Here is an 11,994-nt window from a genome sequence, read left to right as displayed (position 1 = left end):
CTGCAACCCGGGTACACCTGGTATACCCCAACCCGCTAGGTCACTTCAGCGTTTTGTCGACTTCCCGATATAACGAGGGCTCAAACCCACTTGTTGGAAAGAGAGTTGACAACGGGTGCGATCGACGGCCGACACCGGACAAGCGGAAGGGCCCGGAGTGCATACTCCGGGCCCTTCCGTTCAGTAGCGGGGACAGGATTTGAACCTGCGACCTCTGGGTTATGAGCCCAGCGAGCTACCGAGCTGCTCCACCCCGCGCCGTTGTGTTCACAACACTAGCACGGCGCGGAGCGGGCTCATTCACCCCCCGTTGCCCCCGCCGTCCTGGCCGCCGCCGTCGCCGCCGCTCTGGGCGTCCTCGGCACGGCGCAGCGCGTCCTGAAGGTCGTCCTGGGCGCGCCCGTAGGCCTCCCAGTCGCCCTCGCGCAGCGCGCGCTCACCGGCCTCGTAGGCGTCCTGCGCGTCCGACAGGGCCTCGGACAGCTCCGTCGGGCTTCCGGGCTCGGCGGGCTGCTCCGGCTGGTCGGGCTGCTCCGGCTGATCGGCCGGGGGCTCCTCGGGCTGGTCACCCGGTGGCTGCTCGCTCTCGCCGCTGACGGAGAACACCCCGTTGAGGGCTTCCTCCAGCGTGTCCTCGTAGGCGATCTCACCGCCGTACGCCGCCAGCACCTTGCGCATGCGCGGGTAGTTGGTGTTGGCGCCCTGGACGTAGAGCGGCTCGATGTAGAGCATGCCGTCGTCCATCGGGATCGTCAGCAGGTTGCCGTACTCGACCTCCGAGTCACCTCTCTCGAGGATGTTGATCGACTCGGCGATCTGTGGATCGGAGTTGAAGCGGCTCTGCACCTGCTGTGGACCGGAGACCTCGAGCGAGGTGGGCACCTTGAGGATGCGGATCGTGCCGTAGTCGTCCTTGGCCGCGTCCGACTCCACCGCCATGAACGCGCTCAGCGTCTCGCGGTTGTTGGGGTTGAACGTGGTCGTCAGCGAGAAGCTCTTCGCGTCCTCCTTCGGCATCTTCATGCTGAGGTAGTACGGCGGCACCGGCTCGTCGTCCCGCGTCCGGTCGATCGGGATCTGCCAGCGCTCGCTGCCGCTGTAGAACTGGCCGGGCGTGTCGACGTGGTAGCGCGTCAGCAGCTCCCGCTGGACCTTGAAGAGGTCCTGCGGGTAGCGCAGGTGCCGCATCAGGTCCTCGCTGATCTCCTCACGCGGCTCCACGGTGCCCGGGAACGCCTTCATCCAGGTCTTGAGCACCGGGTCCTTCGTGTCCCACTCGTAGAGCTTCACGTCGCCGCTGTAGGCGTCCACGGTGGCCTTGACCGAGTTGCGGATGTAGTTGACCCGGTCCTGCTGGGCGATCACGGTGCGCTGGCCGTCGGTCAGCGCGTCCTGTGTGGTGTCTCCGAGGGTCGTCCGCGACGAGTACGGGTAACCGTTGGACGTCGTGTAGGCGTCGACGATCCACTGGATCTTGCCGTCGACCACGGCCGGGTACGGGTCACCGTCGATCGTCAGCCAGGGCGCGACGGCCTCGACCCGCTCCTTGGGCGTGCGGTTGTACAGGATCCGCGAGCCGTCGCCGATGGCGCCGGAGTAGAGGATCTTCGGTTCCCCGAAGGTCAGCGCGTACGCGGCACGGTTGAAGGTGTTGGAGATGTCGACGCCGCTGTCGCCCTCGTAGGTGTACAGCTTCTCCTGGTCGTCCGCGACGTAGTCCAGCTCCTGCTGGGGGCCGCCGACGATGGAGTACATCGTCGTCTTCTCGCCGTAGTAGACCCGCGGCTGGTAGTCGGGGAGCTGCCCCTGCGGCGGCAGGTCGCTCTCGGTGAAGACCGGGGTGCCGCCGCCCTCCTCGTAGTCCACCTCGGTGCCCTTGGCCGCGACGACGCCGTAGCCGTGGGTGAACTTGAAGTGGTCGTTGATCCAGTTGCGCTCGGTGACCCCGCCGATGTTGATCTCACGCAGACCGATGACGGTGTCCTGCTCGCCGCCGTCCTCCGTGGAGTAGCGGTCCACGTCGAGGTCGTCGGGGAACGTGTAGTAGCCGCGCACCTGCTGCTGCTGGCGGAAGGCCGGCGACACGACGCTCGGGTCGAGGAGGCGGATGCTGGCCGTGTCCCCCACCGAGTCCCGCGCCTCCTGGTTGCGCTGGGCGTCGTCGGTGTCGGCCTGGTCCTCCGGCGGCCCCTCGAAGTTCGAGAACTGGACGTCGTCGATGCCGTAGGCCTTGCGGGTGGCCTCCATGTTCTTCTGGATGTACGGCGTCTCCTTGGCCTGCTGGTTCGGCTGGACCTGGAAACGCTCGACGATCGCCGGGTACAGCCCGCCGATGAGGATCGCGGAGAGCACCAGCAGACCGAGGCCGATGACCGGGAGCTGCCAGGTGCGCCGCCACAGCGCGCCGAAGAACAGCAGGGCGCAGATCGCGGCGATGAAGAACAGGATCGTCTTCGCCGGCAGGTAGGCGTTGGCGTCGGTGTAGCGCAGCCCCGTCCAGTCGCTCGTGCCCCGGATGTCGCTGGACTTCACCGCGAGCCCGTAGCGGTCCAGCCAGTACGCCACCGCCTTGAGGGCGACGAAGAGGCCGAGAAGCACCGACAGGTGGCCGGTGGCCTGGGTCGTGGCCCGGGCCCCGGGCGTCGTGACGCGCAGACCGCCGTAGAGGTAGTGCACAAGCGCCGCGGCGATCAGCGAGAGGACGACGACGGCGAAGCCGAAGCTCAGCAGGAAGCGGTAGAACGGGAGATCGAAGGCGAAGAACGAGATGTCCTTGTTGAACTGGGCGTCCCGTTCCCCGAACGGCGTGCCGTTCACCCACATCAGCCAGGTGCGCCACTCCCCCGAGGCGGAGGCGCCGGCGATCAGCCCGACCAGGGCAGCGACGCCGAGCAGGATCCACTTCTTGAACGGCGCGATGGCCATCCGGTAGCGGTCCAGGCTCTGCTGCTCCAGCGACATCGCGCTCAGTGGCGGGCGCAGCCGGTGCGCGAGCCAGATGTTGAGCCCGACGGCGGCGGCCATGAGGACGCCGAACACGGCGAACAGGCCGATCTTGGTCCACAGCGTGGTGGTGAAGACCGTCGTGTACTTGAGCGACCGGTACCAGAGCCAGTCGGTCCAGAACCCGGCGAACATGACGAAGAGCATGGCCAGCACGGCCAGCACGCCTGCTGTCAGCAACAGCGTCTTGGCGCGCCGGGATGGCTGGCCGACTCTGATCCGTGGCCCGGAGGGGCCCCCTGAGCCCCGGTCCGGCATCTGGAAAGCCAAGGTGCGCACCTCGAAGATCGCGATGGATGATGCGGGCCCCGTACCACAGGGCTCGTCTGGTCAACTTAACGAAGCTTTACTCGGTTCCCGTTCCCGGGGCATCAGAAGGCACGATATGGGCATGAGCAACCTCCCCCTTGACGGAACCCCGCCCGCCGCGACCCCGCTGACCCGTGCCGTACTCGAAATCGACGAGTACGCCGCCGGGCTCGGCTGGGACCAGCCCGCCAGGCTCTTCGCCCTCGTCGACACCGCACAGCTGCGGGAGCAGGAGCCCGAGCTGGCCGAACGCCTCGGGCTGGCCGACGGCGACACCGGGCCGACCGTCGGTCTCACGCCCATCGAGCAGGACGAGCTGCCCCCCGGCGTGCCGCTGGACGAGTTCCTCGGCACCATCGCCTGGCCGGACGCCGTCGCCGGCTGCGCCCTGAGCATCGAGCGGCTGATGCTGCCCCCGACCGCCGAGACCTCTCTGCCGACGGATCTGGACGAAGAGGCGCTCACCGCCTGGGTGGCCGAGCACCCCGAGCGCCAGGAAGTGCGCATGACGGTCGCCGTCCTGCGCGACGGCGGCCGCGAGGCGGCGCTCCGGCTGCGCGAGAAGGACGCCACGACGGAGGTACTGACCGGGGAGAACCTGGTCCCGGGGCTGGCCGAGGCGCTGACGGCCACCCTCTCCGGCTGAGCCGCGCGCCGGGCCGGACGGGGGCTGGGCCGGACGGGGGCTGGGCCGGGGCTGGACGGGGGCCTCGGTCGGCGGTGGCGCCGGTGGGCCCGGCTGCGGGCTACGGCGCCGGTGGGCCACCGGTCGGCATGGGGGCCGGTGGGCCGCCGTCTCGGCGGAGGACCGTCGTCGACGCGGTGCCGGTGGGGCCCGCCGGGTCAGCTCGCGGTGCAGCGGGGCAGGGCGTCCGTGTCGTCCTCGCGGATGCTCTCCAGGGCGTCCAGCGCGTCGGCGATCGTGGCGACCTTCACCAGGGTGAGGCCGTCCGGGCGGTCCCCCGCCGCCGTCGGACAGTTGGCCTCGGGGGTCAGGAAGTAGCGCGCCCCGGCGTCCCGGGCGGCCCGGGTCTTCATCGTCACGCCGCCGATCGGGCCGACCTCCCCGTCCGGGTTGATCGTTCCGGTACCGGCCACGAAGGTGCCGCCGGTGAGGTCCTCGGGGGTGAGCTTGTCGGTGATGCCGAGGGCGAACATCAGCCCGGCGCTGGGGCCGCCGACGTCGGCGAGCTGGATGTCGATCTCGAACGGGAAGGTGTGGGCCGTTCCGGCCTCGATGCCCACGATGGCCCGCCCGTCGCCCTCGGCCGCCGTGGTGGTGATGGTGACGTCGCGGGTCCCGGCCTCGGCCGGGTCCTCGCCCGCCTCCTCCGCGGCCGTCGCCTGCTTGACCGGGACGACGGTGAAGATGACCTCCTCCCCTGCCTCGTGCTCCGTGACCAGCTCGGCGACATCGGACGGCTCGTCGACGGGGCTGCCGTCCACGGCCTTGATGACGTCACCGGCGCGCAGCACGCCTTCGGAGGGGCTGTCCCTGACCACGGCCTTCACCACCGTGCGGGTCGCCACGGGGATGTCCAGCTCCCGCAGGGCCGCGACCTTGGCGCTCTCCTGCGACCGGGTGAACTCCTCGGCGTTCTCCTGCTCCGCCTCCTCGACGGTCGTGCCGTCCGGGTACAGCGTCTCGTGCGGGACGACGGCCGAGTCGTCGGCGAACCAGCCGTAGAGGGCCTCGCCGAGGGTCATCCGGTAGTCCGCGCTGGTGACGCGGACGGTGGTCATGTTGAGATGGCCGGACGTGTCGTAGGAGCGGCGGCCGTCGATGCTGAGGACGGGTTCGCCGCCGTACTCGCCGAGCGTGTTGACCGTCGGCCCGGGTGAGAGCTCCGCGTAGGGGACCCGCACCAGGGCCACCGCGCAGAGCATCGCTATCAGGAGAAGCGCGGAGGCGAGCATCGAGGCGTGGCGGCGAGACATGCCCCGACACTACGGGACCCTCCGCTCAACCGCCCGCTCGGGACGGGCCGTCCGGGGAGGGGGCGCGTCCGGGGAGGAAGCGGGCGGGGCCTGCGGCGTTCCCGGGGCGGCCGCGGAGCGCGCGGGTATCCGGTAGCGGTCCGCGGCGGCGCTCTCCATGGCGTTGCGGAAGGCGTCGTATCCGGCCACCCCGGCGGCGTCGCCCGAGCCGTTCTCCGGGGACTGCCGGGCGGCCCAGGAAGCCCAGAAGGCCGCCGATATCACGCCTGCCAGGGGTATGAGCAACCAGACGAGCGACGCCATGCGAACCTCCTTCGCCGACCGGCCCCCCAACCGCCGCGGACGGCGGAGGCGGGCACGGCGGATGGATCGGGAGATTCCACTCTTGGGCCGGGTGCCGGGCGACGCAACCGGAGCCGGGCGCGCCGGTCAGCAGGCGCCGACCCACTCCTCGGTGCCGTCGGCGAAGATCTGCTGCTTCCAGATGGGGACCTCGTGCTTGAGGTCGTCGATCAGCTTGCGGCAGGCGCTGAACGCCTCCCCCCGGTGCGGGCAGGAGACGGCGACGACGACGGCCAGGTCCCCCACGGCCAGATCCCCCACGCGGTGCACCGCGGCGAGCCCCCGCACCGGGAACTCGGCGGCGACCCGCTCGGCGATCCGGCGCATCTCCGCCTCCACCGTGGGGTGGGCCGAGTAGCCCAGCCGGGAGACGTCCGCCCCGCCGTCGTGGTCGCGTACGGTGCCGACGAACAGCGCCGTGCCCCCCGCCGCGCTGTCCCCCACCGCGTGGAAGACCTCGTCGAGCGAGAGGGGCGACTCTCGGATCGCCAGCAGCCGAATCGGGTCGGCCGCGCCCTGTTCGCCGGGGTGCTGGGCCGCGTCGTGCGTGTGTGCCATGGGCTCATGCTGCCGCACGGGGGCGGGATTCGGAAGCACGCTTCCGCCCTCCGGTCACCCTCGGTCGCCGCCGGTCGCGATCGTCCCCGGCGGCCCCCGTCGTCCCGGGGCGCCGGTGGGCGGCGCGCGTCACCGGCCGCGGCGCCTGCGGGCGCGACGGACCAGGGCCGCCGTGCCCACCAGGGCGACCGTCGCACCGGCGGCCCCCAGCGTCGTCGCGGCGTCCTTGCGGCCGAGACGGCGTCCGGCCACGGCGTGCCGGCCCTCCGCCTCCTCCAGCAGCTCGGCCAGCACCTCCTCGTTCGTCCACTTCGGCCGCCAGCCCGCGTCGTGCAGTCGCGAGCCGCTCACCACCCACGGGTACATCGTGTACGCCAGGTCACCGGCCGGTGACGGGGTGAGCCCGAGGCGGTGCAGTCGCGCGGCGGCGCCGAAGGCGACGGCCGAGGGCAGCTCCATCCGGCGGATACCGGACAGCTCCTCGACCTCCTCCTGCTCCAGCCAGCCGTCGCAGCCCACCGCCAGCTCGCCGTCCACCTTCTCCAGCACGGCGTACTCCAGCGCGCTCACCAGGTCCTCCACGTGGCAGAACTGCCAGCACGGGCGGGAGCCGGCCACCACGAGCAGCCGCGGGGACTCGAAGTAGCGGGTCAGGGCGGTGTCCATGCCCCCGACCAGGACGGCGGGGCGCAGCACGGTCACGTCGAGCCCGGGGTGGGCCCGGGGCGCCCGCTGGGCGAGCCGCTCGATCTCCAGCAGGTCGCCCACGCCCGTCGCCTCCGCGGTGGCCCGCAGCTCGGCGTCCTCGGCGAGGGGGATCTCGTTGTCCGGCAGGGCCCCGTAGACCATGGCGGAGGTGCACAGCACGACCCGGCGCACCCCGGCCGCCGCGGCCGCGGTGAGCACGGTCTGCGTGCCGCGCACGTTGAAGGCCGTACGGGTCTCGGGGTCCGACTCCAGGTCCAGGTCGAGGGCCAGGTGCACGACGACGTCGGCCGGCTCCCCGCCGGCGTCCCCGGTGCGCAGCCGGTCGGCGAGGGCGGGATCGCGCACGTCGAGGGTGTGCCACTCCACTCCCTCCGTCTCACCGCGCCGCTCGTCCAGCGCGATGACCTGCCGGATCTCCGGCGAGGCGGCCAGCCGCTCGGTGAGCAGCGCGCCGATGCCGTCGGCGGCGCCGGTGACGGCGACGACGGGGCCGGAAGTGCCGTTTCGCGCTGCGCGAACGTGGTGCTCAGGGGAACTCACCGGGCTGCTCCAGTGGTTGTCTCTGGTACGGGTGCGCAGGACCCATCCTGCCTGACAGGTGTCTAGGCTGGAGGGAGTGCCCGCGAAACGGGCGGTCCCGCTCGGTATGGACGCTTCATACAGACGCAGCCGCCCGATGCCGCGGTTCGGCGTGGCGCCGATGCGTTTGTCGCGTGGACGCCGCCGCACCGCACCGACCCGATCCGACCCACCGACAGAGCCGAGGACTTTCCGTGAGTGACACCCCATTCGGATTCGGCCTTCCGCCGGAGGAGCCGGAGGACGGCGACGACGGCCGGAAGAAGGGCGGCGAGGGCGGCAACCCGTTCGGCTTCGGCGGCATGCCCGGCGGCACGGGTGACCCGAACAACCCGCTCGCCGCGATGTTCGGCTCGCTGGGCGGCCCCGGCGGGATGAACCCGGGCGATCTGGGCGCGGCCTTCCAGCGGCTCGGCCAGATGCTCAGCTACGAGGGCGGCCCGGTCAACTGGGACATGGCCAAGGACATCGCCCGGCAGACGGTTGCCCAGGGCGCCGCCGACGGCTCGAAGGACGCCAGCGTCGGCCCGCAGGAGCGCGCCCAGGCCGAGGAGGCCCTCCGGCTGGCCGACCTGTGGCTGGACGGCGTCACCTCGCTCCCCTCCGGAGCCGCCACCACCGTGGCGTGGAGCAGGGCGGAGTGGGTCGAGGCCACGCTGCCCGTCTGGAAGGAGCTGGTCGACCCGGTGGCCGAGCGGGTGGGCGCGGCCATGGGTGACGTCCTGCCCGAGGAGATGCAGGCCATGGCCGGGCCGCTGCTGGGCATGATGCGCTCGATGGGCGGCGCGATGTTCGGCACCCAGATCGGGCAGGCTCTCGGCGTGCTCGCCGGCGAGGTCGTGGGCTCGACCGACGTCGGGCTGCCCCTCGGCCCGGCCGGCAAGGCCGCGCTGCTGCCACGCAACGTGGCGGCGTTCGGCGAGGGTCTCGGCGTCCCGCAGGAGGAGGTACGGCTCTATCTCGCACTGCGTGAGGCCGCCCACCAGCGGCTCTTCGCCCACGTGCCGTGGCTGCGCTCGCACCTGTTCGGCGCCGTGGAGGGCTACGCCCGGGGCATCGCGGTGGACACGGCCAAGCTGGAGGACGTCGTCGGGCAGCTCGACCCGAGCCGCCCCGAGGAGCTGCAGGAGAAGCTCCAGCAGGGCATGTTCCAGCCGGAGGACACGCCCGAGCAGAAGGCGGCGCTGGCCCGGCTGGAGACGGCGCTGGCCCTGGTGGAGGGCTGGGTGGACGCCGTCGTGCACGCCGCCGCGCAGCCGCACCTTCCCGCGGCCGACGCGCTGCGCGAGACGCTGCGCCGCCGCCGGGCGACGGGCGGCCCCGCCGAGCAGACCTTCGCCACCCTGATCGGGCTGGAGCTGCGGCCCCGCAGGCTGCGCGACGCCGCACGGCTGTGGGCCTCCCTGGCCGACGCCCGGGGCCCCGAGGGACGCGACGGGCTGTGGGCGCACCCCGACATGCTGCCCACCGCGGCCGACCTCGACGACCCGGACGGCTTCGTCCACCACGAGCAGCCCGACTTCTCGGAGCTGGACAAGATGCTCGGTGCGGCGGCCGCGGGCGCCTCGGACACCCGCGAGCCGGGCGAGGAGCCGGGCCGGGAGGGCGAGTCCGGCGAGGAGGACCCGGGCGGCAAGGGGGACGACGCGCGGTGAGCCTGCGGGACGACGCGGTGCGGGTGCTGAAGGAGTGGCCCGCGCCGGACCCCGGGCAGGAGACGCTGCGCGGCGCGTACCTCGACCACCTGGCCGCGCGGCACGACGCGATGTGGCGCTCCTGCGGCACCGGCCACCTCACCGCGAGCGCCCTCGTGGTGGACGCCGAGGGCGGCCGGGTCCTGCTCACTCTGCACGGGAAGCTGCGCATGTGGCTGCAGATGGGCGGCCATTGCGAGCCGCAGGACACCACGCTGGCCGGTGCCGCGTTGCGGGAGGCGACGGAGGAGTCCGGCATTCCGGGGCTCAAGCTGCTGCCGGGCGGCCCGGCACGCCTGGACCGGCACCACACGCCGTGTGCCTGGCATCTGGACGTGCAGTACGTGGCCCTCGCCCCGGCCGGGGCCGTGGAGGCCGTCAGCGAGGAGTCGCTCGAGCTGCGCTGGTTCCCGTTCGAGGAGGTGGGGCGGGTGGCCGACGCCTCCGTCGTCCGGCTCACCGAGCGGGCTCGCGCCCTGCTGTGACACCGCCGGGCCGGGGGCCGCCGTGATGCGGAGCCCCGGCCCGGCGTCGGTCGGCCGGTCGTCGGCCGCTTCGGTCGTCGGCCGGCCGACGACCGGTGAGGAGCGTCAGTTGGTGAAGATGCTGCCTCCCGTGGGCCGGTCCATGCCGAACTGGCCCCTGACCCCGCCGCCGATCTGCGCGTTCTGCGGCGGCAGCAGCTCGCTGGGCTGAACGAGGGCGAAGCCCGTGCCCATGAAGTTCAACTCCCAGCCCTCACCCGTGTTGCCCCGGCGACGCCAGACACCCGAGGAGCTGGTCTGCGCCTGCATCTGGACCGTGAGCGCGGTCGACCAGGCGACGACGGCGTCCGAGTCCACGCTGACGTAGCGATCGGGGGTGACCGGCATCATCAGCGGCTTCCCCGAGGTCATCAGCGCCACCTGGCCGTGCCCGGTGATCAGCAGGTTGTACTTGCCGGTTCCGGCGATGCCGTACTGGCTGTCGACGCTGACGACCTCCCAGTGCAGCCCGGTGTCGAGCGCGAGCACATAGGAGCTGTCCACCGTCAGGCCGTCCCGGTCGACGTCGACGATGTGGACGTCCTGGGCGAGGTTGGCGAAGAAGACCGTCCCGTTGCCCGAGCAGCGCATCAGGTCCAGGTGTTCGCGGCCCGGGCGGCGGTGGCCGTGTTGGTGCGGCTCCCCGTCGAACTCGACCTGCCCCTGGTAGGCGACCATGCTGCCCTTGCGGGCCAGCACGTCCCGGTGCCCGTCGACGACGACGCGCAGGAGCTTGTCGTTCTGCAGCCCGAACGGCGGTGCGTCCTGCACCTCGACGTGGGCGAAAAGCGGACTCTGCATCGTGTGTTCCTCCCCCTCAGCCGCGCACCCGCAGGCGGTCGGCGCTGTCCTCGCTGGGCTGGACGACGACGAAGCCCTCCCCGGAGAAGCCGAGCTGGAAGGCCTCGCCGCTGCCGCGTCCGATCAGGGACGACGCCTTGAAGCTGCGCTTGCCCTTCACCCTCAGCCTGGTGGACCAGGCCACCAGCGCGTCCGGGTCCACATACGTCTCGTCCTCGCCCCGGCCGCAGTCGACGACGACGGGGGTGCCGCGCGAGGTCAGGGCCACCCATCCGGTGCCCCCGATGGTGACGTTGAACAGGCCCTGGCCCGCCAGCTTGGCCAGTCCCTTGACCCGCTCGACACCCCACTGGAGCTGGGCGTCGAAGGCCAGGACGTTGGTGCCGTTGACGGACAGGGAGTCGTCCGCGAGGTGCAGGACGACGACCTCGGCCCCGTAGTCGGCGAGGTAGAGCAGGCCATCGCCGTGACAGCGCATCAGGGGCGCGCCCTCGCCGGTGAGCCACTGGGCGGCCTGCTGCCGGACGGCGGGCGGATTGGGCTCGTACTGCACGAAGCCCTCGTAGGAGATCATCGATCCGGTGCGGGCGTACACGTCCTGGCCGGAGGCCATGGCCACCTTGAGGATGTGGCTGCCGTGGTTCTCCATCCGCGCCGCCGGCGGAGTCGGGGCGAAGCCCGTGAGCTGGTTCTGGGTCATGACGGGCTCCCTCAGACCTCGTAGGGCTGGACGACGATGAAGTTGCCGGGCGCGCCGCGGAACTGGAGGTTCACGCTCTCCCCGCTGTGGCCCGGGTACGCGCTGCGGCGCAGCCGCACCTGGCTGGAGACGATGACCTGGGCCGTGGACGACCAGGCGACGACGGCCTGAGCGTCGGCGTACGTCATCGGGGTGACGGGCAGCACCACGGGTGTGCCGTGCGTCTTGACCACGACGGTTCCGGTGCCCTGGAACTGCATGGTGAACAGCACGCCACCGGGGATGCCGTGCCCCTCGATGCGGCGGACCTCGTAGTGCAGCGTCTCGTCGAAGGCCAGCACGTTCTCCGCGGAGACGCAGATGCCGTCGCCCTGGAGCTCGATCGGGTGGAGATGGCTGCTCTCGTCCGCGAAGAAGACCTGCCCGCGCCCGGCACAGCGCATGAGCTGCATCTCCTGCCCGGTGGCGTGCCCGACGACCCGGCCCATGAAGCCGGCGCCCTTGTGGCTGAAGTCCACGTCGCCCTGGTAGAGCACCATGCTGCCCTGGCGGGCGAGGACGGGCTGCGGGGCGCTGCCGAGGTCCACCCGGACGAGCTGGCTGTTCTGCGCCGTCCATCGCTGGCCGACGGGCGCCTCCCGGTACTTCTCCAGGCTGACGCGCAACCCGCCGCCGCCCTGCTGCGGCACGGTGTAGCCGCCCGCGGAACCGGGCGCGGCCGCACCGGGCGGGCCGGGCGGGCCGGGCGGCTGCTGTCCGAAGCCGGGCGGGGTGTGGACGCCCGGCGGGGGCTGCGGCGGCCCCGGGGGCTGCGGCATCGAGGGGGCGCCCGGCGGGG

The 11,994-nt window shown here is 72.1% G+C and carries 11 protein-coding genes and 1 tRNA gene; 3 read left to right on the top strand and 9 right to left on the bottom strand.

The annotated features are described in order from the left end of the window. Positions 1-184 precede the first annotated feature (184 nt). Both HPT28_RS08585 and HPT28_RS08580 read right to left on the bottom strand, forming a co-directional pair. A tRNA-Met gene (locus HPT28_RS08585) sits at positions 185-258 on the bottom strand. A gap of 42 nt (positions 259-300) precedes the next feature. After that, complete coding sequence (locus HPT28_RS08580; protein ID WP_219090372.1) at positions 301-3,282, bottom strand: UPF0182 family protein; 2,982 nt, start codon at positions 3,280-3,282, stop codon at positions 301-303. Positions 3,283-3,394: 112 nt separating this feature from the next. On the opposite strand from HPT28_RS08580, the gene HPT28_RS08575 reads away from it, so the two are divergent. Then, the gene (locus HPT28_RS08575; RefSeq protein ID WP_219090371.1) at positions 3,395-3,958 is read left to right on the top strand and encodes a PPA1309 family protein; all 564 of its coding nucleotides are present in this window, start codon (positions 3,395-3,397) and stop codon (positions 3,956-3,958) included. Between the two features lie 197 nt (positions 3,959-4,155). Here the strand turns inward: HPT28_RS08575 and HPT28_RS08570 are convergent, their stop codons facing one another. From HPT28_RS08570 to HPT28_RS08555, 4 genes are all read right to left on the bottom strand, one after another. Next, complete coding sequence (locus HPT28_RS08570) at positions 4,156-5,250, bottom strand: PDZ domain-containing protein (RefSeq protein WP_219090370.1); 1,095 nt, start codon at positions 5,248-5,250, stop codon at positions 4,156-4,158. 9 nt (positions 5,251-5,259) lie between these two features. After that, positions 5,260-5,553, bottom strand: coding sequence for a hypothetical protein (locus HPT28_RS08565; protein ID WP_219090595.1), 294 nt, complete (start codon positions 5,551-5,553; stop codon positions 5,260-5,262). Between the two features lie 126 nt (positions 5,554-5,679). Next, entirely contained in the window at positions 5,680-6,150 is a 471-nt protein-coding gene (locus HPT28_RS08560; protein WP_219090369.1) for a molybdenum cofactor biosynthesis protein MoaE, read from the bottom strand. Between the two features lie 129 nt (positions 6,151-6,279). Continuing rightward, a complete protein-coding gene (locus HPT28_RS08555; RefSeq protein WP_219090368.1) occupies positions 6,280-7,398 on the bottom strand; it encodes an SDR family oxidoreductase in 1,119 nt (372 codons plus the stop codon). Positions 7,399-7,631: 233 nt separating this feature from the next. On the opposite strand from HPT28_RS08555, the gene HPT28_RS08550 reads away from it, so the two are divergent. After that, a complete protein-coding gene (locus tag HPT28_RS08550) occupies positions 7,632-9,092 on the top strand; it encodes a zinc-dependent metalloprotease (RefSeq protein ID WP_219090367.1) in 1,461 nt (486 codons plus the stop codon). After that, complete coding sequence (locus tag HPT28_RS08545) at positions 9,089-9,616, top strand: NUDIX hydrolase (RefSeq protein ID WP_219090366.1); 528 nt, start codon at positions 9,089-9,091, stop codon at positions 9,614-9,616. The genes HPT28_RS08550 and HPT28_RS08545 overlap by 4 nt, the downstream gene beginning before the upstream one ends. 105 nt (positions 9,617-9,721) lie before the next feature. Here the strand turns inward: HPT28_RS08545 and HPT28_RS08540 are convergent, their stop codons facing one another. The 3 genes from HPT28_RS08540 to HPT28_RS08530 form a co-directional block, all read right to left on the bottom strand. Next, the gene (locus tag HPT28_RS08540; protein ID WP_219090365.1) at positions 9,722-10,456 is read right to left on the bottom strand and encodes an AIM24 family protein; all 735 of its coding nucleotides are present in this window, start codon (positions 10,454-10,456) and stop codon (positions 9,722-9,724) included. Positions 10,457-10,472: 16 nt separating this feature from the next. Next, positions 10,473-11,156 (bottom strand): AIM24 family protein, encoded by a 684-nt coding sequence (locus tag HPT28_RS08535; RefSeq protein WP_219090364.1) that lies wholly within the window; start codon positions 11,154-11,156, stop codon positions 10,473-10,475. Between the two features lie 11 nt (positions 11,157-11,167). Continuing rightward, positions 11,168-11,994 (bottom strand): AIM24 family protein (locus HPT28_RS08530; RefSeq protein ID WP_219090363.1); only part of this gene is annotated, 827 nt, incomplete at its 5' end.

It is taken from the genome of Streptomyces sp. JJ38, from assembly GCF_019303475.1.
Taxonomy (GTDB): Bacteria; Actinomycetota; Actinomycetes; order Streptomycetales; family Streptomycetaceae; genus Streptomyces.
The sequence above is the reverse complement of the archived record's forward strand: the minus strand, read 5'-3'. Positions and strand labels throughout refer to the sequence as shown.